This is a genomic window from Roseiarcus fermentans (assembly GCF_003315135.1).
Classification (GTDB): domain Bacteria; phylum Pseudomonadota; class Alphaproteobacteria; order Rhizobiales; family Beijerinckiaceae; genus Roseiarcus; species Roseiarcus fermentans.
The window spans coordinates 119,372-140,471 of record NZ_QNRK01000008.1 but is presented as its reverse complement, the minus strand read 5'-3'; the positions used below and the strand labels follow the sequence as shown (position 1 = coordinate 140,471).

Here is a 21,100-nt window from a genome sequence, read left to right as displayed (position 1 = left end):
GCGTTACCGATGATTGCCGCCAGCGCGCCCCGCTCTGGAGAGCCGGGCGCGCGCAGTTCGCTGACTACGAGGAATAACTTTCGCTCCAAGACGCGACAAACCGATCGCGGTACGAACCTTGGGCAAACACCCAGGTCGGAATCTGCTTTCCGCCCAACACATCCACCATTTGAATATTTGACGAGTTCGCTTCGGCGTGGTCGATACAGACACACGGAACAGCGTTGGTCGAAAGCAGCGCGAGACGGTCCACCGGCTTGCCCGAGCGGTGCTTGAGCACGAGATCAACCATGCCCCAGCCGACCCAGACCAAGTCGACCCACGAGGTTGCGACCAGCGGACTCTTGCCCTCTTTGATAAGCTGTATGCCAGCGCTCTGGGCGACGAGCCCATAGACCTTGCACGAGTCGCCCTTTCCTGCCTGTTCGACCGCCGCCGCAACCGGGACTGGCGCCGGCGACCAACTCACCCACAGACAGTCGACATCCGGATTCTTGGTGAGAATCGCCTGTGTCACCTGGGTCGCCACTTGCACTGTGTTCGCCGGGTCGACATCGGGAATGACCTGCACCACTTCGAAGTCGTTGTTGATCGCCAGGCTCAACAGGCCGTCGAGGGCCCCGCGCCGAGGCTTGATGACGTCGAGCTGCGAGTCGATGATTCCGAGCTTGATCTTCTTCTTACCGGGGTGGCGAATTCGCTGATCGAACAACATATAGCTGCTGACGAAGCTTGATTCGACCGAGGTCACGCCGCCATAGTCAAGCACCATGTCGGGATAATTGGTGCCGAACGTATAAATCCCAAAGACTGGTATTTTTTTCTCTTTAGCTTTTGCCATCTGCGCTGCGACAAGCCGCGGCGGAATAACAATATCTATGATAACGTCGACGCCCCTGGTGACAAAACTGTCGAACACCTGCCCAGCCGTCGTCACGCTACCCGCTACGTCCTGCAACAGGAACTTCCAGTTCAAACCGGCGGCCTGGGCCGCTGCTTGCATCTGATTGGCGATGGTAATCTGGTTTTCATCCGCGAAGGCGTATACCGGGACGCCAATCGTGAGGTTCTTGTATTTGTCGGCAATCTTTCCCGCCTCTGCGGAGCCCGAGGTCGCCGCCGACGCCTTCGGCGCACTGGTGACCAACGCCGTCAGAATCGTCGAAGCCGCTGTAGCCCCCACGCCGAGTGAACCGGCCCGGGTCAGGAAGTTGCGCCGGGACGTTGCGCCTTTGACGACCTCGCCGGCGAGATGCTCGATGTCGCCGCGGCGCCCCTTGGGGATAAAGTCCTCCAGGTACTGTTGGACCATGTCGTCTCTGTTCTCAGTGTCGCTCATCCGTTTAGTCTCCTCCCGATAGAATTTGACTGGCTGCGCGGTCGCCGCGAACTGCAGCGCATGTCCAGTCTTTGCCGGCTCGATCTCCCGCTTCATTGCGGTCTTACTTTCTTTGGTCGGAGATCGAGTTCCCGATGACCTTTGGCCCGGTCGCGCGAGCCCAGCCCGCCGACAATTCGGGCGCCAGGTCGTATTCGCGGGCTTCGCGTCTGCGGGAGGGGCTGTGCCCCCCCTTCTTATGCCGCCGCAGGAATCGAGGATGGCCATCGACAACCGGCGAGCGGTCGTCGCTTACCTTTTCGTGATGAACTAGCTGGGCCAATATTCGTTGGCGGCCAGACCTTGCAGGGCGAGCCCGTGGCTCAGGTGTTCGAGCATGAGTTTCTTGAGCTCTTGCGTCATCACCACCCGGGCGTAGCGCACAGTCAGAGGAGGTTGGTTGAGAATTTGCCGGGCCAATTCTCTGGCGCGCGGCAACAGCTTGTTGGCCGGCATGACCTCACTCACGACGCCCAGTTGCAAAGCCTCTTGGGCCGACAGCCGTTGGCCGGTCAGGAGGAAATAACGGCCGCGGTTCCTTCCCAGGAGATAAGGCCAGATCACATGAACTCCGTCGCCCGGGACGAGGCCGTTTGGAAAGTGAGGCGCGTCGGCGAACGTCGCGTGATCAGCGGCCAGGACGATATCGCTCAACACGGCGAGCTCGGCGTGGATGTTAACCGGGCCATTCACCGCAGCGATGATCGGAACCTCGATGTCGAGAAGGTTCATCAGCAGGCGCTTGGCGTCGCTGTAGATGTGATCCCAGGTCATCGGCGTGATTTTGTTCTTTGGCAACCGCTCGCCAAGGATCTCGGCGTTGATCTCTTCGATGAAGGCGTCGCCCGTGCCCGTCATGATGACGAGTCTGTTTTCTCGATCCTGGGCGATGTCGTGGAAGGCCGGTCCCAACTGCCCGTGCGGCCCGCCGCCCCAAACCAGGGTCCCCCCGTCGCTGTGGAAAGTTATCTCCAAAATGCCGTCTCGACGGTCCATCCGGATGTGCGAGTATTTTTCGGCGTAATCCTTGAACTCACGCATGCTTCGCTTCCTCCCGTGTTGGCGAAGGAGACAGGCTTCTCCTACGGAGACCCACCCTTCCCGTCTAACTTCGTCTGCGTGCTTCGCATTCATCAGACGACTGATGACATCACGTTAGCGGCGGCTTTTGATGGTGTCAATCCGCTCGCGCCGGCGCGGCCAGGCGCAGCGGCTTCTTTCGTTCAAAATGTCTCGATGCCGCGACGCGCCCAGCGCGGCCGCCTCGCCCAGCCGGGCGACAGCAGGTCAGAGATCGACCGCCGATCTGATTTTGGTTTACGGTCAGTGGGATCACGCCGCGCAAGGCGCCAGGGAAAGCCGTGGGCTCGCTACCTTCCGAGACCAGGCCGACGCCATGGCGCGTTCGAGCGTCGAAGAACCGCGCGAGCGGCGACGGCGATCGCTCGCTTCAGTCGCGTTCGTGGATGAAGCGCGCTGTGCGAGTGCGCATTGTGACGAGCTCCTCGGCGGCGGTGGGGTGAACCGCCATCGTTGCGTCAAGGTCGGCTTTGGTCGCTTTCATCTTCACTGCGATGGCCAGAAGTTGGATCATTTCGCCTGCTTCATGGCCGAGAATGTGGGCGCCGAGGATCTGATCGGACGTTCCGTCGACGACGATCTTCATGACCGTGCGCTCCGAGCGACCCGAAACCGCCGCCTTCAAAGGCCGGAAACGCGATCGATAAATGTCGACAACCTGGTAACGCTCGCGCGCCAGCGCTTCCGTCAAGCCGACTGTTCCGATTTCGGGCGTAGTGAACACCGCGCTCGGCACACAGTCATGATCGACGAGGCCCGGTTTGCCGCCAAAAACGCGATCGGCGAAGGCCTGCCCTTCGCGGATCGCGACCGGCGTTAGATTGATACGGTTGGTGACGTCGCCCACGGCGTGAATGGTCGCGACATTGGTCGTTGAGCCGTCGTCGACTTTGACGGCGCCGTGCGCATCAGTGGCCACCCCCACGCTCTCCAGTCCGAGCTTGGCCGTGTTTGGCCGACGCCCTGTGGCGATAAGAACCTGATCGACCACGAGGTTGTCGCCGTTCGACAGCGCGACGTCGAGCGCTCCCGCCCGTTTTTCGATCCGCGTCGGCAAACAGCCAGTGGCGAACGTTACACCCGAATGGCCGAGCTCTTCCGCCAATCCGACGCGCATATCCTCGTCGAAACCGCGAAGAATGTTGCTCGCGCGCATCACCTGCGTGACTTTGGCTCCGAGCTTAGCGAATAGCGACGCGAACTCGACCGCGATGTAACCGCCGCCAACGATCATCAGGCGCTTTGGGAACGATTTCAGATCGAAGATTTCGTTCGAGGTAATCGCGTGTTCGAGGCCCGGAATCGACGGCGCCAGTTCCGGCGTGGCGCCAGAGGCGATGAGAATGTGTTTTGCGTTGATCACACGCCCGCTGGCCAACCGCACCGATCGCGGCGCCGCGATCTCGGCGCGCTCTTCGACGAGGTCGACGCCGGCCTTTTCGAGATTTTCGCGATAGATTGCCGACAATCGGCTGATTTCTTTTTCTTTGGCTGCGACCATGGCCAGCCAATCGAAGCTGGTCTCGCCGACATTCCAACCATAGCCGCGGGCGTCGCAAAAATCGTCGGCGAAGCGGCTGGCGTAAACCAGCAGCTTCTTGGGCACGCAGCCTCGGATGACGCATGTGCCGCCGATGCGGAATTCCTCGGCGATCATCACGCGCGCCCCATGGCCGGCGGCGATCCTCGCCGCGCGCACGCCGCCCGATCCGGCGCCAATGACGAACAGGTCGACGGGAAAGCTCGAGACGCCAGTCATCTTAGCGATCTATCGAGACGGCGTGACGAAGCGCCTGCTTCGGCGACCGGCGCTGAACGCTCTCCAAGTCGCGGCCACAACCGCCTCGTCGCCCTCCGCTGGGGGACGCTGATGCGGATGTGTCGCCGCGAGCGATTCGGCGGGATCGTGGGTCGGATTCAGACGTTTTGGCATGCCCTCGCTCGCTGGTCCGCGCCGAAAGTCATCAGACGACTGATGAGTATCTGGCCGAGGCAGACCGGTCAAGCGACAGATTTGGGACTCAGCAGAGCCGCACCGTCGCGGAGCGGGTCCAGCGCCACGTCGACAATCGCCCTTAACCGCGCGCGCGTCGGCTTCGTCCGTGCAAGCACGTTGAGGCCCTGCACCAGGCACACGAAGTACGGCGCCGACTCGGGCCCAAATCCGGGCCGCAACTCACCTGCGGCTTGCGCGCGCGCCAATGCGCTGGCGAAGGCAGTCTCCAACCGAGTGAAGTGCAATTCCACCTTCGCCGCAATCTCGGGCTCGCGGGCCGCGAGTTCGATCAGCGAATTGGTGATCAGACACCCCCAACGGCGTTTGCCGCCGAGGATGGCTTCGATGAGAAAGTCGAAATAGTTGACTATTCCTAAGATTCCCGACGGGCTCCCGGAAATCCGTTGGATCGCTTCGAGGGAAACCTTGTCGACGTAGCGGTCGAGAATAGCGATGAAAAGCGCGCGTTTATCCCCATAGGCGCCGTAAAGGCTGCCGGGGTTGAGCTTGAGGCGGCGGCAAAGCCTTTCAATGCTCGTCGCCTCGAATCCGCTCTCCCAAAAAATGTCGACCGCCAAATCGAGGGCGATCTCGGGGTCGAACTGCTTGGGGCGAGCCATTACTGAGCGCACATTCTCATTGACGAGGCTGCCCGTTACGCGATTTTCGTTGGAAAGTCAACGGGCGGCCGCGCGCCCGCGGCAGGTCGAGCTGGACCCTGGTTTGCATGAGATCCAGGCCTCCAAACTCACTCTTGCAGCCCGCGTGGGTTCTGGCTTTGAGGCGGCCCAGGGCCTCTTGACACGGAGTTTTTGAATCAGTATTCAAGAATGATAAGACGATTGGGAGGAGATCCGGTGCGAATCGCAATCATGGGGGCCGGGGGCGTCGGCGGCTATTTCGGCGGCAGACTCGCCAAAGGGGGCGCGGATGTCGTCTTCATCGCGAGGGGCGCGACTCTCGCGACGCTGCTGAAAGATGGGTTGCGGATCAGGAGCCAGCTCGGCGATCTGCACCTGCCAAAGGTCGTCGCCAGCGATGACGCGCGAAAATTGGGCCGCGTGGACCTCGTCCTCCTGGGGGTCAAGCTGTGGGACACCGAGGCGGCGGCACGCGCCGTGGCTCCTCTCGTTTCGGGCGAAACAGCCGTCGTATCGTTCCAGAACGGCGTCGACAAAGACGATATTCTGCGCGGCGTTCTCGGCGACGACGCGATCATCGGCGGCGTCAGTTATATCGCCGCATCAATCGCTGAACCGGGCGTCATCGCTCATACCGGAACGATGCAGCGACTTGTATTCGGGGAGTACGACGGCAGGCGTTCGGCCCGATGCCAGGCTTTCCTGGAAGCGTGCAAACGGGCCAACATCGAAGCCGAGCTGAGTGGAGATATCCAGCGCGCGATTTGGGAGAAGTTCGTTTTTCTGGTCGGGCTCTCAGCGACGACGGCCACGATGCGCGCGACGATCGGCCCGATCCGCTCAAATCCGCAGACGCGCGCGTTTCTCCTGGACGTCATGCGCGAGGTTGTTCAGGTCGGGCGCGCCAGAGGCGTCGGGCTCGCTGCCGATTACGCCGAAAGCCGCCTCGCGTTCTGCGACACTCTGCCGGAAACGATGACATCGTCGATGGCTGTCGACATGGAACGCGGAAACCGGCTCGAGACTCCTTGGCTGAGTGGGGGCGTCGTAAGGCTCGGAGCCGCCGTCGGGGCGGCGACGCCGCTCAATCGAGCGATCGCCGATATTCTGGCGCTCTCGTCTGAGGGACGGCGCTGATGCGGGCGGGAACCTCCTCCCTCACGCTTCGATCCCTTGTGGCTCGGCCAGTCGCGGTGCCAATGGCCCGCCCACTCGGCACCAGCGTTGAGACGATCGATACCGCTCCCTTGCTGTTGCTCGACTTGGAGACGGAAGAAGGGATCACAGGACGTTCGTATGCCTTCTGTTACCACGTCTCGATCGCCCGCTCCCTTCAGCCGATCTTCCGCAGTCTCAGCGAGGCTCTGGCCGGCGCTCGGGTCGAGCCGCTGTCCCTGAGTCGGTGGCTCGGGCGTCGTTTCAAGCTGCCGGGCCTGGCGGGCCCCCTTGCAATGGCCGCATCCGCAATCGACGTGGCCGCCTGGGATGCGCTGGCGATTGCAGCGGGACTGCCGCTTTCGACGCTTCTCGGTTCGGCTCCCAAACCGATTGACGCCTACAACAGCAACGGTCTCGGCCTCATGCCTGCAAAGGCCGCAGCGGACGAGGCTGAAGAGCTTCTGGCGGAAGGATTTCGCGCCGTCAAACTTCGGGTTGGGGGATCGGATCTCGGCGCAGATTTGACAAGGGTGCGCGCCGTGAGGGCGCAGATCCCGGGCGAAGCTCTTCTGATGGTCGACTTCAACCAGGCGCTCACCTTTGCCGAGGGCATGGAAAGGTGCCGCGCTCTCGACGACGAAGGCGTCTACTGGATCGAGGAGCCGATCCGACACGACGATTATCGCCATGCGGCGCAGATCGCCAAGGCGACGAAGACGCCGATCCAAGCGGGGGAGAATTTCCTCGGTCTGAGCCCGATGTCGGCGTCGCTTGAGGCGGCGGCCTCAGACTACGTCATGCTTGATCTCGATCGTATCGGCGGCGTGAGCGGCTGGCGCAGCGCTGCGGGTCTGGCGGCGGCCTATGGGCGGGAGGTGTCGTCGCATCTCTTCCCTGAGGTCAGCGTCCACCTGCTGGCTGCGACGCCGACCGCGCATTGGCTGGAGTTCGTCGATTGGGCCGCCCCGATCCTTGAACAGCCCCTCGAGGTGATCGACGGAGAGGCCGTTCCACTTCCTGGACCCGGCATCGGGCTCCGTTGGAATGAGGAAGCGGTAGCAAGGTTTGCGCTAAACAACGGATAAAAAGAAGGCGCAGGAGGAGCGCTTATGCTGGTTTCCATCGCGGCTGCGATGGAGCAACTCCATATCAATGTATGGAGTACAAGGAGAGGAGAGAAAAAATGTTCTATGCATTGAATCTATTCGACCTGAAAGACGAGGATGTCTATCGCAAGTACCTCACAACTGCGGGTCCAATTGTGCAGGAGCTCGGTGGCGACCTCGTGGTGATGGGGCGTCGAACCCCGGAGGTGCCGGTGCATTTTCCTGGCACGACGATCGGCGGCGGACAGCGTTGGTGTATTATCGCAACTTACAAGACAGAAGAAGACGTACGTAGGTTTTGGAATCATCCCAAGAATTATGACAATAAGCATCTCAGGGAAGATGGCACCAAAAACTATGTCTGGGCCCTTTATGAAGGGGCCGATATCCTAAAAGTCAGCTAGAGAAAACTGAGACATACTGACAGCCGATCCCAACGATTGGCTGTCAGATTGGTTTGGCTCTGGTGGGAGACCTTAGATGAGACTAAAAGACACAAGCTGCGTCGTCACCGGGGGCGCAATGGGTATCGGAAAGGCGATGGCGGTTCGCCTGGCGGCGGAAGGCGCCTCGGTCTGCATTGCAGACATCAATCTCGAGGTCGCTGAGTTGACTGTCCGGGAGATTGTCGATGCCGGGGGCGCCGCTTTTGCCGCTCACTGCGACGTGACCAAGCGCGACGCCGTTCAGAACGCCATCCAAACAACGGTCGCTCGCTTCGGGAAGCTCGACGTCATGTTCAACAATGCGGGCGTCGCCAAGGCCAAGCCTTTCCTCGACGTCACAGAGGAGGACTGGGAGCTGGTCATGCGGGTCAACGGCCTTGGCGTATTGGTGGGCATGCAGGAAGCCGCCAAGCAAATGATCGCCCAGAAGACGCCGGGCAAGATCATCAATACGGCCTCGGTCGCTGGCAAGCAGGGCTTCGCGCTCGTTTCGCATTACAGCGCGAGCAAGTTCGCCGTCGTCGCCCTGACCCAGGCAGGGGCGCGTGAGTTCTCGACATACGGAATTACCGTCAATGGCATATGTCCAGGGATCGTTGCCACCGAACTCTGGCGCAAACTCGATAGCGACATGATCGAGTTTGGCCGCACTGAGCGCGTCGGGCAGGGCATGGAGGAGTTCAGCAAGGGCATCCTGCTTGGACGTGTGTCCGTGCCGGAAGATTGCGCAGGAATCGCCGCTTTCCTGGCGTCTCACGACTCCGATTACATGACTGGGCAATCCATTCAAGTGGATGGTGGGATGATACTACAGTAATCGAATGCTCCGACAGAACTCTCTGAGCATGATAAACAAACAGATGACGAGGAGGAACACAATGAATGCGCTTACGCCGACGGCAACCACAACAATCATGAACCATCGGATGCACAGGGCGAACGGAGTTCTCCTGCACTACGTGACCGCGGGGCAAGGCGAGCCCATCGTGCTGCTGCATGGTTTCGCCCAGACCTGGTACGAGTGGAAGCGGAGCGTCATTCCTGCGCTGGCGGAAAAATACTTGGTGATCGCGCCCGATATGAGGGGCGTGGGCGACTCTGAACGCCCGTTGAGCGGGTACGAGAAGCGCACGATGGCCGAGGATATCTGGCAGCTCCTCCAGCACCTCGGGTTGAAACGGGCGGTCGTCATCGGTCATGACTTCGGTGGCGCGGTCGCTTACGCCTTGGCCGCCGCTCATCCCGCCTTCGTCTCCAAACTCGCCATCGTGGAAATGATCATGCCGGGCTTCGGATACGAGGCATGCATGCAGCATCCTTTCGCCACCGACGGCTTGGGACGCAAGGTCTGGCACCTTGCATTCCATGACGCGGAAGACATCCCCGAAGCGCTGATCGAGGGCCGCGAGCGCATGTATCTCCGCTGGTTCCACAACAACTTCGCCTATGTTCCGGGCGCCATTCCCGAGGAAGACCTGGATGAATATGTTCGCTGCTACTCCGCCCCCGGAGGGTTGCGAGCGCTCAACTACTATCGGACGCACTTCATTGACGCCGAGCACAACAAGGAAACTTCGAAAACCCCGTTGACCATGCCGGTGCTCGCGATCGGGGGAGACGGTTTCCTCGGCGACATCGTGCGCCAGGGCATGGCCGGACTGGCCTCGAACGTTCGTGGCGAGGTGATTGAACATTGTGGGCATTGGGTTCCGGACGAACGACCTGCTGAGTTCAACAAGATCATCCTCGAATTCCTGGCCGAGCCTAACCCCACGTAGCGCTAGATTCGAGACAAGCCAAGTCGTCGACCTCCCAGCGAATGCTGACGAAACTGCCGAGGAACACATGGATATAGCCATCGAGGACCTCGCAGCGCGCCAGATTGCAGACTATCGCCGTCAGTCGCCGGGCACGTACTTCGGGGAACGACACGGCTCGCTCAGCCTCGACGAAGCGTACCGCGTTCAAACGGAGGTCACTCGCCTGAGGGTCCAGGACGGGGATAAGATTGCTGGCTTTAAGGTCGGGTGTACGAGCGCGGAGATCGAGCGGCAGTTCGGCCTCCGCGGTCCAATTCACGCGGTCTTGTTCGAGAGTGAGCTCCGCCGTTCCGGTGCAGCGCTCGACGCTTCGTCGTTCGCCAACCTCGCAATCGAAGGAGAGATGGCGGCGCGAATAGGCGCAGACGGGAGGATCGCAGCTGTCTTTCCTGTCATTGAGCTTCACAATCTTGTCTTTCGTAGTGAGCCGAAGACTTTGTCGGAGCTCATTGTGAACAATGGCTTGAACGCCGGCGTCGTGCTGCCGGACGAGACGGCGGGGGTCGACGCGCTCGGACAGGGGGCAATGCCGAGCCTGAGCGTTCTGGTCAACGGCAAACCGATCGATCAGGGGCCGCTCTGGAGTTTGACCGGAGGCGCGGCCGCGTCCCTGCAATGGCTCGAGGCTAACCTGAAGCGCTACGGGGGCGCACTGTTGCCGGGACATCTCATCCTGACCGGAACGCCGCTCGGAATCCATCCTGTCGGTCCGGGCGACCATGTCGAGGTCCGTGGCGGCAGCCTGCGCGTCCACTGTGACGTCGTTTGAGGAGCCCCGTCTCACCGTCGCCTGGCGGCGGCAGCGGATCAACGCGATAGCGGGAGGCTCTTCTTTGGAACGGGCGGGCGACATCTTAACCCTCAAGCCCGACGACGTGGCAAAACTCGCCGCCTCGCGGTCCCTGACGTGGCTCCTGGCGGCAGCCTGCGGGCTGATCGCGGCGAACGTGTACTATGCGCAGCCGCTCGCTGGATTGATCGGGCGAGCGATCGGTCTGCCGCCCGAGGCGAGCGGGCTCGTGGTCACCTTGACGCAAGTTGGCTATGGCGCCGGTCTATTCTTGATCGTTCCTCTTGGCGACCTGATCGAAAACCGCATCCTCGTCACGAGCATGGTCGGGATAACTTCCCTCGCGCTGGCGGCGGCGGCTTGGTCCCCGGACGCGGCGTCGTTCCTGCCTGCTGTCTTACTGATCGGGCTTGGTTCGGTTGGCGTACAAATCTTAATTCCCTATGCTTCTCACATGGCCTCTCCTGAGACTCGAGGAACGATGGTCGGCAATGTCACCACCGGACTCATGGCGGGGGTCATGCTTTCGCGTCCCGTTTCGAGCTGGATTGCGTCTGTTTCAAATTGGCGATGCGTCTTTCTTTTAGCCTCAGCCCTCATGCTCGCCTTGACGGTTTGGCTTGCATTACGGTTGCCAAAGCGGATGCCCGAGTCGAAATTGACCTACGTTGCGTTGCTGGCGTCGATGAGCCGACTGGCGTTGAAGTCGCAGACCCTGCGTCAGCGGGCGATTTATCAGTGTTTTCTATATGGAGCTTTCAGCCTGTTCTGGACAACGATTCCGATGCGGCTCACTGGACCCGGCCTTCATTTTTCCCAGAGCGGGGTCGCGCTGTTTGCGATTCTGGGCGGTTGCGGCGGGACGCTGGCGGCCCCGATCGCGGGTCGACTCGCCGACAGAGGATGGACCCGCCTGGCGACCGGCGGCGCCATGATGGCCGTTGCGGCGGGGTTCCTGCTGACGCTGGTTCATGTCGAAAACTCCCGTCTCGCCTTCTGCCTCCTGGTCGTGTCCGCCATCGTGCTCGACAGTGGGATGACGGTGAACTTCATCGTTGGTCAAAGGTCGATCTTCGTGACCGAACCCGAGTACCGAAGCCGACTCAACGGGCTTTACATGGCGTTCTTTTTCCTTGCTGGCGCGGCCGGCTCCGCGCTGGGTGGATGGGCGTACGCGACAGGCGGCTGGCAAAGCGTGTCGTCGCTCGGCGTCGCATTGCCGGTCGCCGGTCTCATCTGGTTGCTGGCGGAGCGGCGACAAAGCGGCGACGGCGCCGCGTGGGACCGAACGACACGCCGGACGCTTAGGTGATGACTGCGCGAGATGTGTGGCTGTTGTATGGGTTTCGCGCTGTGCACGAGACGATTGTGAAAGCCCTCAAGAAACCAGATCGCGATCACCAATACAAGATGAAGGGTCTTGAGCCACAACGTCCAGATGTGCTCGGCGCATGGGTCACCACGGCGTTAATCTTGGGAATTGCAAGCATGCTGCACTTGGCGGATCGTCCATTCATTTTATTCTCCCTGGGCGGTTCATGCGTTATTCTTTTTGGCGCGTCGGACAGTCCGATGGCTCAGCCGCGCAGCTTGATTGGCGGACATTTTGTCGGCGCAGCGACCGGTCTGATCTTTTTCCACCTTCTAGGCGACAGCATCGCGGTCATGTCCACTGCGGTTGCGACTGTCCTTTGTTTGATGATTATCACGAAGACAGTGCACTCGCCCGCTGGCGCTACGCCACTCATTGCTATTTCGACGCATGCGTCATGGTCCTTCATGGTGGATCCCGTGGCGATCGGCGTGGTGACCCTTCTTGTGGGGAAGATTTCTTACCAAAGACTATGGCTGAAGCAAAAGTATCCGGATAGCTGGCTGTAAGGTCGCTTTCGGCTTTGGCTAAGATCGCCCGCGCGGGAGCTGTGGAGGCGACCGAGCGGGCTGGCTCGCATTTCTCATAGTGCTGCAGCTGTTTGGTTGTGGTGACGGTGGCTCCGGTTTGCCAGGGTCATGAGCGCGCGCTGCCGATGCGCCGTCCGCGCGGGATGGCGAGGGTGTTCGAGGTCTCCGGTGGGCCGTGGGGCCGCGGTATTTTTGGCGTCGCGGCGGCGCCTCAGGCGGGTGGGTTGAGAGGGGCGGCGGCGAGGCGCCATTCGTCGGCGCAAGGGCACGCGGAGGCGAGCGCGAACTTGATGCCGCGCGCGCTGATGCGGACGACGCCGGCGGGCTTGAGGAGCTTGAGCCGGATCGCCAAGATCATCCGGCCCGACCCGCTGAACGCACGGACGCACCGCGACCTCGGCGTCACCTAGCTTTGTTGCGAATGCGGCGAGGCCGCCGCGAGCCTGCGCCGCGCCGTCGAAACCAGCCGGCCGACGAGGACGCGCTCGGCTATCTGGTCGAAGCCCTCGAGCGCGAGGGGCGCGGGGCGGAGGCTCTGGGGGTCTGTCGCCGCGCCGGCCGCGCGCTCTTCGAACGCCTGCCGGAGCGCCGGGCGCGTCGGGCGACCGAAGCCTCGATCGGCCGGCCCGGCGAGTTCCGCTACCGCCTGTTCACGGACAGCCAGCGCATCACTTCCTCCCTCGGCAGGAAGGCGCCATCGGGCCCCTCGATCTTGTAGATCTCGGCGCGCTTTTGAAGATACAGGCATTTCGCCTGATTGAGGGCGGCTTCCTTGCTCGGGACGCTGCGGCTCGTCCTGTCGCAGTCGAGGTGGTCCCGGTAAACGACTTTCCAATCTGACATGTTTTCATTCCTCCCGGATGGTCGATGCGACCGGCGCCCCCGGCCGCTTCATTGTCTCGGCTGCTGTCGGCCTTTTCCGGCCCTTGCGCCGTTTCCGCCCCCGGAGAACGCTCTCCAGCCCGGCTATTTGCATGGCGGCTGGCCGGGCGCATTGATCCACCGCAAGAATTCCACGAATGGCGCATGCGCCGAAAGTCTGAGCGGCTTGACAAGGACGGCAGCTCCGGCCAAGATATAGAACGTTATAGATGACGACAGACCAACAGATCGGGGCAGCCGGTCGCATGGGAGAGACGCCTGTGGGGAAGCCGCCCACCATCCGCGATGTCGCCGCGCGCGCCGGGGTGTCGGTCGCGACCGCCTCGAACGTCGTCAACGGCAATCGTCCCGTGGGCGAGGAAAGCCGCCGCCGCGTTCTCGAAGCCGTCGCCGACCTCGGCTACCGGGTCGACCGCGCCGCGAGCGCGCTGCGGGGCGCCTCGACCCGCCTCGTCGGCATGGTCGTTCCCGACGTCACCAACGTCTTCTTCGCCAGCCTCGTGCAGGCCGTCGAGGCCCTGGCCGAGCGCGACGGCTACGATCTCCTGCTCGCCTCGACCAGCGAGGACGCCGCGATCGAGAAGCGGCGGATCGACGCGCTGATCGGCCGGCGCCTCGACGGCCTGATCGCCGTGCCCGCGAGCGACGTCTCGATGGCCGCCCTCGGCGCGCACGGATTGCGTCTGCCGCCGACCGTCCTGCTCGACCGCGGCGCCGACTCGCCGGAGTTCGACACCGTCCGCGCCGATTGCGAGACCGGCGGCTACGAAGCCGTGCGCCATCTCATCGGCCTCGGCCATCGCGACATCGCCGTGCTCACCCACTCGCAGCACCTGCGCAACCTCGCCGAGCGCATCGCCGGTTGCCGCCGGGCGCTCGCCGAAGCCGGACTCGACGGACGCGAACGGCTCGTGTTCGGCGGCCACGATCTGGAAAACCTGAGGAGCGCAATCGAGACGGAGCTCAGCCGCCCCGCCCCCCCGACCGCGATCTTCGCGCTGACCAACGTCTGCGCCCTCGCGGCGCTGAAGGCCGCGCGCGATCTGGGGCTCGAAATCCCTGACGACGTGTCGATCGTCGGTTTCGACGATTTCGACTGGATGCTGGCGCTGCGCCCCTATCTCACCACGGTCGCCCAGCCGGTCGACGGCTTCGCGGCCTCGGCCTGGACGCTGCTGACGCGGCGCATGGGCGGCGACGCGGCAACCCCGCCGGAACGCGTTCTGCTCGCCTGCGCCCTCAAGGTTCGGGAATCCACCGGGCCGGTCCGCGCGAAGCTCAAGGCCGCGGCGAAGGCTCATTGATACCGTCGAGAACTGGGAGGTAAGCATGCGGAAACAGGGTCTTGCGGCGGCCTCGACCGCCGCGCTGGCGTTGGCGCTGACGGCTGTCGCGGCGTTCGCCGACGACAAGCCCACCTATGGAGTCCTGATGAAGACGCTGTCGAACCCCTTCTGGGGCGCGATGGAGAAGGGCGTCGACGCGGCCGGAAAGGCCGAGGGCGTCGACATCTATCTTCAGGCGGTCGAATCCGACCAGGCGGCCGAGCCGCAGCTCAACGCCTGCAACACCATGCTGCAGAAGAAGCCGGCCGCGATGATCACCGCCGCGATCAACTCGACGATCCTGCTGCCGTGCCTCAAGCAGGCGAACGAAATGAAGATCCCGGTGGTCGACCTCGACAACAATCTCGACCCGGCCATCACCGCCAAGGCCGGCGTCGACGTCGCCTTCCACATCGGTTCGGACAACGAGGCGGCGGGCGCCAAGGGCGCGGACTGGCTCGCGAGCCAGCTCGGCAAAAACGCCAAGGGTCCGGTGCTGGTGATCGAGGGGCTGTCGGGCAACATCACCGGCAAGAAGCGCGCGGTCGGCTTCGCCACCGAACTCAAGAAGCAGGCGCCCGGACTGGAAATCGTGGCGTCGCTGCCGGGCGACTGGGACAGCCTGAAGGCGGCCAACATCACCAACGACACGCTGCAGCGCAGTCCCGACCTCGTCGCGATCTTCGCCGCCAACGACGACATGGCGCTCGGCGCGCTCGAGGCCGCGCGCGCGGCCGGCAAGGACAAGGTGATCGTGATCGGCGTCGACGGCAACTCGAACGCGGTCAAGTCGATCAAGGCCGGACGGCTCGACGCTTCGGTGGCGCAGTTGCCCTTCCTGGTCGGCATGCAGGCGGTCCAGGGCGTCAAGAAGGTGCTGGCCGGCGACAAGGTTCCGGAGATGACCTACGTGCCGACGCTGGTGCTGACCAAGCAGGCGATCGAGGAGAACAAGGACCCGTTGATGCAGTACGTGAAGTAGGCGGCGGCGATTGGGAGGGGCGGCGTCTCGCCGCCCCGGGCGCCCGAGACGGGCGGCCTCCCCATGAACCGGACCCGGAGACCCTTCCCCCATGGCCTCGACTGCAAGCCCCGCGGCATCCTGGCGCGCCCGGTTCGCCGGCGGCGCGGCGCTGCGGCTGGAATCGATCGTCGTCCTGATCGTCCTTTCCGGGATCATGGCGGCGCTGTCGAACGTCTTCCTCTCGGTCTCCAACATCCTCAACATCGTGTTGTCGACGTCGGTGTTCGGGGTGCTGGCGATCGGCATGACCTTCGTGATCTCGTCGGCCGGCATCGATCTGTCGGTCGGCTCGATCCTGGCGCTGTCGGGCGTCGTCGGGGCGATCCTGACCTCGACTCTCGACTGGCCCTGGTGGGTCGGCATTCTCGGCTGTCTCGCCGCTGGCGCCTTCACCGGCGCCGTCAACGGCTTCCTGGTCACCCGGGGCGCGATCCCGCCGTTCATCGTCACGCTCGGCATGCTCGGGGTTGCGCGCGGGTTCGCGCTCGTGCTCAGCGACGGCGTCTCGATCTACGGGCTCCCGCCCGAGATCACCTGGCTCGGACAGGGACGACCGTTCGGCGTGCCCGTGCCGGTGATCGTCCTGCTGCTCACCGCGCTCGTCGCCCATGTCGTCCTCGCGCACACCCGCTTCGGAATCTATGCGCAGGTGATCGGCGACAACGAGGGGGCGGCGCGCGCCATGGGCGTCCGCGTCGAGCGGATGAAGGTGCTGCTCTACACCCTCTCGGGCCTGCTCTCGGGGCTGGCGGGCCTCCTTTTCGCGGCGCGGATCAATTCGGGCGAGCCGACGGCGGGCCTCAGCTACGAGCTCACCGCCATCACCGCCACCATCCTCGGCGGCACGAACCTGTTCGGCGGGCGCGGCAGCGTCGCCGGCACGCTGATCGGCGCGCTGATCATGGGGGTGTTGCAGAACGGCCTGAACCTGCTCGCGGTGCGGCCGTTCTACCAGCAGATCGCCATCGGCGCCGTGCTGATCCTCGCGGTCTGGCTCGACCGCATCAACAGCCGCGAGGGCTGGCGGCGATGAGCCTTCTCGACCTTCGCGGGGTCCGCAAGAGCTTCGGCGCCATCGACGCCCTGCGCGGCGTGAGCTTCTCGGTCGAGGCGGGGTCGGTGGTCGGGCTGGTCGGCGACAACGGCGCCGGCAAGTCGACGCTGATGAAGACGATCACCGGCGTCTACGCCATCGACGGCGGCGACATCCGCTTCGACGGCGCCTCGCTGATCGGCCGGGACCCGGGCGCGATCCGCCGGGCCGGGATCGAAATGATCTACCAGGACCTGGCGCTCGCGCGCATGCGCGACGTCGCCGCCAACATCTTCCTCGGGCGCGAGCTGACGCGCTCGGTTCTCGGCCTGCCGCTGATCGACACCAAGCGGATGCGCGCCGAGGCCGAGGCGATGATCGCCCGACTCGGCGCGCGCATCCCGTCGGTCGCGCAGGTCACGGGGCAGCTGTCCGGCGGCCAGCAGCAGTCGGTCGCGATCGCTCGCGCGCTCACCTTCAACCCGAAGCTGGTGATCATGGACGAGCCGACCGCCGCGCTCGCGGTGCGCGAGGTCGAGCACGTGCTCGACCTGATCCGCACGCTGAAAAGTCACGGCATCGCGGTCATCCTGATCAGCCATCGCCTGACCGACGTGTTCTCGGTCTCGGACCGGATCGTCGTCCTGCGCCAGGGGACGGTGATCGCGGACGATGCGACCCGCGACACCAGCATGAACGCCGTCGTCGCCCACATCGTCGGCGCGACGGACGCCGCGGCGCATTGACCGCGTTCCCGATCACGATGGAGACAGGAATGAAATTCGGCATCTACTACTCGTACTGGGAGCGCGAATGGAGCGCCGACTGCCTGAAGTACGTGGAGAAGGTCGCGAGACTCGGCTTCGACGTGCTCGAGATCGCCGCCCATCACCTCAACGGCTATGCGCCCGCTCATATCGCCGAGATCGGCCGCGCCGCCAGGGGCAACGGGATCACGCTCACCGCCGGGCTCGGCCCGTCCCCGCAGAAGAACCTGTCGTCGCCCGACCCGGCGATCCGCAAGGCGGGCCGCGCCTTCTTCGAGGAGACGCTCGGGAACCTGGCGAAACTCGATATTCACATAATCGGCGGCGCCCTGCATTCCTACTGGCCGATCGACTATTCGAAGCCCGTCGACAAGGCGGGCGACCGGGCGCGCGGCCTCGAAGGCATCTCCAGCCTCGCCGACTTCGCCGCCGGCCTCGGCGTGAACCTGTGCATCGAAGTGCTGAACCGGTTCGAGAACCATGTCCTCAACACCGCCGAGGAGGGTGTCGCCTTCGTTCGCGAAATCGGCAAGCCCAACGTCAAGGTGATGCTCGATACATTCCATATGAACATCGAGGAAAACGGCTTCTCCGAGGCGATCCGGACGGCTGGCCCGCTGCTCGGCCATTTCCACACCGGCGAGAACAATCGCCGCGTTCCCGGCAAGGGCCGGCTGCCTTGGCACGAGATCGGCTCGGCGCTGCGCGAGATCGGCTACGGCGGCGCAGTCGTGATGGAGCCCTTCGTCAAGATGGGCGGCGGCGTCGGCAGCGACATCAAGGTCTGGCGCGATCTCAGCGACGACGCGAACGAAGCGCAGATGGACGAAGCCGCGCGGCAGGCCGTGGCGTTCTCGCGCTACGTGCTGGGCTGACGGCGCAAGCCGAACCCGAACCCGGCGAGCCGACTGGCGGCCGTTCGCTCCCCCGGAGCGCCGGACCCCGTCGTCGACCGTCGCGGGCTGCGGGAAAGCGTCAACCGCCTCGGTCCGGCTTGTCGTCAGCAGACTTCAGCGCCTCTTTCACGCAATCGAGCAGAGCCCGCCCGGTATACGGTTTGGCGAGAAAAGCCCGTCCCCCTGGCGGACCATCCCTCCCGACCGGACCGCCCGTCGTTGTCACCGTCTTCACCCCGGGGCGATGGTTCGAGATCCATTCCGCCAGCTCGAGGCCATTCATCTCGCCCGGCAGATTGATGTCCGTGAACACCAGATCGACTGCGAATTTCGCTTGCAGCGCTTCCCGCGCCTCGTCCGCATTGGCCGCCTCGTGGACGCGATACCCGCACTCCCGCAGGAACTCGGCCATGTCCATCCGGACCAGCGGTTCATCCTCCACAAAGAGGATCGTCTGTGGAGGAGCGTGAATTTCAGAATCGCTGTCCGGCACCGGATCCCCCTCGCGCATCCAAGCCACAACGCAACGGCGCGACGAATGTTCCCGTCTTGAAAACCAAGCTATTGTTTAACCGCGGACCGGTTCTCGCGACGACCGTCCCTCATCGGCGGAAGCGGCACTATGATCGTCCCATAGGCGAAGAGCCGGATCACCCCGAAAGACACGACCTTCTCCGCAGCGTCACGTCCTGGTCGGCGCGGTTCCAACCGGCGAACGCTGGACACGGCCGCGAGCGCCCCGTAAAAGTCGACCGCGACCCGGCAAAGTCGTCTTTCCAGAGCGCCCGGGCGCGCCGGAGGGAAACGCGTCAGTCGAAAGGGCGGTTCATGCTTCGCACGGCGCATCCCGGCGCCCTGATCGTGCAGTCGGCCTATTCCGACCCGCCATTCGAGGCGAGGGACGGGAGCGCGGCGACGGGGCGACGTTTTCGCGCCCGGTCGCGACGACTGGCGCGCGGCTGTCGATTCGGCGAGCGGCGGGTTGCGCGCACGCGGCGCGTTCGCGGCATTGCAACAGAAGCGGCCGGGAACGGAAGCGAGCCTTCCGCCATGATCCCGTGAGGGCGAGCGCTCGCGGTCATGGGGCCGTCAGGCGCTTCTGCCATTCACGCCTCGGCCTCCAGCCGATCCATCCCATCGGCCTTCGGGGAACACAGTCGCTCAGGACCTGAACCGCCGGCGTGTCCGGCCGCCACGACATCTGTAGCAGGGGAACCCATGCGCACCGTTCGCGAGATCACTTTCGACCTTTTGCGGAAACTGGAGCTGACCACCATCGTCGGCAATCCCGGCTCGACGGAGGAGCCGTTCCTCGCCGATTTTCCCTCCGATTTCGACTACGTGCTGGCGCTGCAGGAGACGAGCGCGGTGGCCGTCGCCGACGGGCTGTCGCAGAGCCTGCGCAAGCCCGTTCTGGTCAACCTCCACACCGGGGCGGGAACCGGCAACGCCATGGGCGCGATCGTCAGCGCCAGTCTCAACAAGACGCCGCTGATCATCACCGCAGGGCAGCAGACGCGGCAGATGCTGCTGATCGAGCCGCTCCTCACCAACATCGATCCGACCGTGCTCGCCCGTCCGTGGGTGAAATGGAGCTACGAGCCGCCGCGTCCCGAAGACGTGCCGGCCGCCTTCATGCGCGCCTACGCGACGGCGATGCAGCAGCCGGCCGGGCCGGTGTTTCTGTCGCTTCCCATGGACGACTGGGAGAAGCGGATTCCGGAGGTCGACGTCTTCCGCACCGTCGCGGTGCGCCAGGGGCCGGACCCGAGCCGCATCCGCGACTTCGCGGCGCGCATCAACAGCAGCGAGAACCCGGTTCTGGTGTACGGATCCGACATCGCGCGCAGCCAGGCCTGGAACGCCGGCATCGCGCTCGCCGAAAAGCTCGACGCCCCGGTCTGGACCGCGCCCTTCGCCGAGCGCACGCCGTTCCCGGAGACTCATCCGTTGTTCAAGGGCGCGCTGGCGCCGGCGATCGGGCCTCTGTCGCGACAGCTCGCCGGGCACGACCTCGTGCTGGTCGTCGGCGCGCAGGTGTTCCGTTACTACCCGTTCGTGCCGGGCGCCTACCTTCCGGAGGGCGCCGCGCTGCTGCAGATCACCGACGACCCGTCGGCGGCGGCCAAAGCCGCGGTCGGAGACAGCCTGATCAGCGATGCCGGGCTGGCGCTCGAGGAGCTGAACCTGCGCGTCGGCGAACGGACTGCGACGCGCTCCGCGCCCCAGCGCGCACAGCCGGCCGAGGCCGACCGGACGGCGAGGCCGATGCTGCCGCACGCGGTGCTCGAGGTCCTTCGCGCGTGCACGCCGGACGACTTCGTCCTCACGGAGGAAGCCCCTTCGGTGGTCCCCGACATGCAGGACGTGTTCCGCATCGACCATGAGGACTGCTTCTACACCTTCGCCTCGGGCGGGCTCGGCTGGAATCTGCCCGCCGCGGTCGGGCTGGCGCTCGGCGAGATCCGGTCCGAGCGCAACCGGCCGGTCGTCGCGCTGATGGGCGACGGCTCGTTCCAGTATTCGCTCCAGGCCCTGTACACCGCCGTGCGGCGCAAGGCCCGGCTGGTGGTGGTCGTGCTCGACAACCAGGAGTACGGGATTTTGAAGGAGTTCGCCGAGCTCGAGAAGACGCCGAACGTGCCCGGGCTCGACCTTCCCGGGATCGACATCGTCGCGCTCGGCCGCGGCTACGGCGCGGAAAGCGCGCGCGTGGAGACGCTCGACGAGCTCGCCTCCGCCTATTCAGCCGCCCTCGCCTTCGAGGGCGTCACGGTGCTGGTGGTCCCGATCACCCGCAAGCTGAAGCCGCTGATCGGGTAGCGCGGGCGGGATCGCGGGCGCGCCCCCTTCTCT

General features: G+C 64.1%; 20 protein-coding genes. 14 read left to right on the top strand and 6 right to left on the bottom strand.

Annotated features, from left to right (window positions below):
* Positions 1 to 64: 64 nt before the first annotated feature.
* The 4 genes from DFR50_RS09095 to DFR50_RS09080 all read right to left on the bottom strand — a co-directional run bounded on the left by DFR50_RS09095 (position 65) and on the right by DFR50_RS09080 (position 5,074).
* Complete coding sequence (locus DFR50_RS09095; RefSeq protein WP_170153122.1) at positions 65 to 1,435, bottom strand: sugar ABC transporter substrate-binding protein; 1,371 nt, start codon at positions 1,433 to 1,435, stop codon at positions 65 to 67.
* Positions 1,436 to 1,648: 213 nt separating this feature from the next.
* A complete protein-coding gene (locus tag DFR50_RS09090) occupies positions 1,649 to 2,419 on the bottom strand; it encodes an enoyl-CoA hydratase/isomerase family protein (RefSeq protein WP_113888881.1) in 771 nt (256 codons plus the stop codon).
* A gap of 409 nt (positions 2,420 to 2,828) precedes the next feature.
* Positions 2,829 to 4,217: a glutathione-disulfide reductase gene (gor, locus tag DFR50_RS09085; protein WP_113888880.1), complete on the bottom strand. Its 1,389-nt coding sequence runs from the start codon at positions 4,215 to 4,217 to the stop codon at positions 2,829 to 2,831.
* Positions 4,218 to 4,459: 242 nt separating this feature from the next.
* A complete protein-coding gene (locus DFR50_RS09080) occupies positions 4,460 to 5,074 on the bottom strand; it encodes a TetR/AcrR family transcriptional regulator (protein WP_113888879.1) in 615 nt (204 codons plus the stop codon).
* Between the two features lie 237 nt (positions 5,075 to 5,311).
* Here DFR50_RS09080 and DFR50_RS09075 point away from each other — a divergent pair, with 237 nt between their 5' ends.
* From DFR50_RS09075 to DFR50_RS09040, 8 genes are all read left to right on the top strand, one after another.
* Positions 5,312 to 6,232, top strand: coding sequence for a ketopantoate reductase family protein (locus tag DFR50_RS09075; RefSeq protein ID WP_113888878.1), 921 nt, complete (start codon positions 5,312 to 5,314; stop codon positions 6,230 to 6,232).
* Positions 6,232 to 7,338 carry an enolase C-terminal domain-like protein gene (locus tag DFR50_RS09070; protein WP_113888877.1) on the top strand — a complete coding sequence of 369 codons (1,107 nt, stop codon included), beginning with the start codon at positions 6,232 to 6,234 and terminating at the stop codon, positions 7,336 to 7,338. The genes DFR50_RS09075 and DFR50_RS09070 overlap by 1 nt, the downstream gene beginning before the upstream one ends.
* A gap of 98 nt (positions 7,339 to 7,436) precedes the next feature.
* Entirely contained in the window at positions 7,437 to 7,763 is a 327-nt protein-coding gene (locus tag DFR50_RS09065) for a DUF1330 domain-containing protein (protein ID WP_170153121.1), read from the top strand.
* A gap of 76 nt (positions 7,764 to 7,839) precedes the next feature.
* Positions 7,840 to 8,622, top strand: a complete 783-nt coding sequence (locus DFR50_RS09060) for a glucose 1-dehydrogenase (RefSeq protein ID WP_113888875.1) — start codon at positions 7,840 to 7,842, stop codon at positions 8,620 to 8,622.
* 61 nt (positions 8,623 to 8,683) lie between these two features.
* Entirely contained in the window at positions 8,684 to 9,583 is a 900-nt protein-coding gene (locus tag DFR50_RS09055) for an alpha/beta fold hydrolase (protein WP_245427504.1), read from the top strand.
* Positions 9,584 to 9,650: 67 nt separating this feature from the next.
* Positions 9,651 to 10,394 (top strand): 2-keto-4-pentenoate hydratase, encoded by a 744-nt coding sequence (locus tag DFR50_RS09050; protein WP_113888874.1) that lies wholly within the window; start codon positions 9,651 to 9,653, stop codon positions 10,392 to 10,394.
* A gap of 64 nt (positions 10,395 to 10,458) precedes the next feature.
* Entirely contained in the window at positions 10,459 to 11,727 is a 1,269-nt protein-coding gene (locus DFR50_RS09045) for an MFS transporter (RefSeq protein WP_245427502.1), read from the top strand.
* A gap of 56 nt (positions 11,728 to 11,783) precedes the next feature.
* The gene (locus tag DFR50_RS09040; protein ID WP_170153120.1) at positions 11,784 to 12,296 is read left to right on the top strand and encodes an HPP family protein; all 513 of its coding nucleotides are present in this window, start codon (positions 11,784 to 11,786) and stop codon (positions 12,294 to 12,296) included.
* Between the two features lie 660 nt (positions 12,297 to 12,956).
* On the opposite strand, the gene DFR50_RS31315 is transcribed toward DFR50_RS09040, so the two are convergent.
* The gene (locus DFR50_RS31315) at positions 12,957 to 13,160 is read right to left on the bottom strand and encodes a hypothetical protein (RefSeq protein WP_147262705.1); all 204 of its coding nucleotides are present in this window, start codon (positions 13,158 to 13,160) and stop codon (positions 12,957 to 12,959) included.
* Between the two features lie 299 nt (positions 13,161 to 13,459).
* Between DFR50_RS31315 and DFR50_RS09030 the strand changes: the two genes are divergently transcribed.
* The 5 genes from DFR50_RS09030 (at position 13,460) to DFR50_RS09010 (ending at position 18,223) form a co-directional block, all read left to right on the top strand.
* The gene (locus tag DFR50_RS09030; RefSeq protein WP_210208839.1) at positions 13,460 to 14,503 is read left to right on the top strand and encodes a LacI family DNA-binding transcriptional regulator; all 1,044 of its coding nucleotides are present in this window, start codon (positions 13,460 to 13,462) and stop codon (positions 14,501 to 14,503) included.
* Between the two features lie 25 nt (positions 14,504 to 14,528).
* Positions 14,529 to 15,506, top strand: a complete 978-nt coding sequence (locus DFR50_RS09025) for a sugar ABC transporter substrate-binding protein (RefSeq protein ID WP_113888869.1) — start codon at positions 14,529 to 14,531, stop codon at positions 15,504 to 15,506.
* 91 nt (positions 15,507 to 15,597) lie between these two features.
* Positions 15,598 to 16,581 carry an ABC transporter permease gene (locus DFR50_RS09020; RefSeq protein ID WP_113888868.1) on the top strand — a complete coding sequence of 328 codons (984 nt, stop codon included), beginning with the start codon at positions 15,598 to 15,600 and terminating at the stop codon, positions 16,579 to 16,581.
* A complete protein-coding gene (locus DFR50_RS09015; protein WP_113888867.1) occupies positions 16,578 to 17,327 on the top strand; it encodes an ATP-binding cassette domain-containing protein in 750 nt (249 codons plus the stop codon). Before DFR50_RS09020 ends, DFR50_RS09015 begins: the two co-directional genes overlap by 4 nt.
* Before the next feature lie 29 nt (positions 17,328 to 17,356).
* On the top strand, positions 17,357 to 18,223 hold the full coding sequence (locus tag DFR50_RS09010) for a D-psicose 3-epimerase (RefSeq protein ID WP_113888866.1): 867 nt from the start codon (positions 17,357 to 17,359) through the stop codon (positions 18,221 to 18,223).
* Between the two features lie 100 nt (positions 18,224 to 18,323).
* On the opposite strand, the gene DFR50_RS09005 is transcribed toward DFR50_RS09010, so the two are convergent.
* Positions 18,324 to 18,737, bottom strand: a complete 414-nt coding sequence (locus DFR50_RS09005; protein WP_170153119.1) for a response regulator — start codon at positions 18,735 to 18,737, stop codon at positions 18,324 to 18,326.
* Positions 18,738 to 19,462: 725 nt separating this feature from the next.
* On the opposite strand from DFR50_RS09005, the gene mdlC reads away from it, so the two are divergent.
* Positions 19,463 to 21,067, top strand: a complete 1,605-nt coding sequence (mdlC, locus tag DFR50_RS08995) for a benzoylformate decarboxylase (RefSeq protein WP_113888863.1) — start codon at positions 19,463 to 19,465, stop codon at positions 21,065 to 21,067.
* Positions 21,068 to 21,100: the final 33 nt, after the last annotated feature.

Bases quoted from the DNA above. Each gene is read 5' to 3' on its own strand.
- DFR50_RS09055 (WP_245427504.1), top strand. From the start codon at position 8,684: ATGAATGCGCTTACGCCGACGGCAACCACAACAATCATGAACCATCGG.
- DFR50_RS09065 (WP_170153121.1), top strand. From the start codon at position 7,437: ATGTTCTATGCATTGAATCTATTCGACCTGAAAGACGAGGATGTCTAT.
- DFR50_RS09070 (WP_113888877.1), top strand. From the start codon at position 6,232: ATGCGGGCGGGAACCTCCTCCCTCACGCTTCGATCCCTTGTGGCTCGG.
- mdlC (WP_113888863.1), top strand. From the start codon at position 19,463: ATGCGCACCGTTCGCGAGATCACTTTCGACCTTTTGCGGAAACTGGAG.
- DFR50_RS09095 (WP_170153122.1), bottom strand. From the start codon at position 1,435: ATGAAGCGGGAGATCGAGCCGGCAAAGACTGGACATGCGCTGCAGTTC.
- DFR50_RS09025 (WP_113888869.1), top strand. From the start codon at position 14,529: ATGCGGAAACAGGGTCTTGCGGCGGCCTCGACCGCCGCGCTGGCGTTG.
- DFR50_RS09090 (WP_113888881.1), bottom strand. From the start codon at position 2,419: ATGCGTGAGTTCAAGGATTACGCCGAAAAATACTCGCACATCCGGATG.
- DFR50_RS09020 (WP_113888868.1), top strand. From the start codon at position 15,598: ATGGCCTCGACTGCAAGCCCCGCGGCATCCTGGCGCGCCCGGTTCGCC.
- DFR50_RS09050 (WP_113888874.1), top strand. From the start codon at position 9,651: ATGGATATAGCCATCGAGGACCTCGCAGCGCGCCAGATTGCAGACTAT.
- DFR50_RS09060 (WP_113888875.1), top strand. From the start codon at position 7,840: ATGAGACTAAAAGACACAAGCTGCGTCGTCACCGGGGGCGCAATGGGT.
- DFR50_RS31315 (WP_147262705.1), bottom strand. From the start codon at position 13,160: ATGTCAGATTGGAAAGTCGTTTACCGGGACCACCTCGACTGCGACAGG.
- DFR50_RS09015 (WP_113888867.1), top strand. From the start codon at position 16,578: ATGAGCCTTCTCGACCTTCGCGGGGTCCGCAAGAGCTTCGGCGCCATC.
- gor (WP_113888880.1), bottom strand. From the start codon at position 4,217: ATGACTGGCGTCTCGAGCTTTCCCGTCGACCTGTTCGTCATTGGCGCC.
- DFR50_RS09010 (WP_113888866.1), top strand. From the start codon at position 17,357: ATGAAATTCGGCATCTACTACTCGTACTGGGAGCGCGAATGGAGCGCC.
- DFR50_RS09080 (WP_113888879.1), bottom strand. From the start codon at position 5,074: ATGGCTCGCCCCAAGCAGTTCGACCCCGAGATCGCCCTCGATTTGGCG.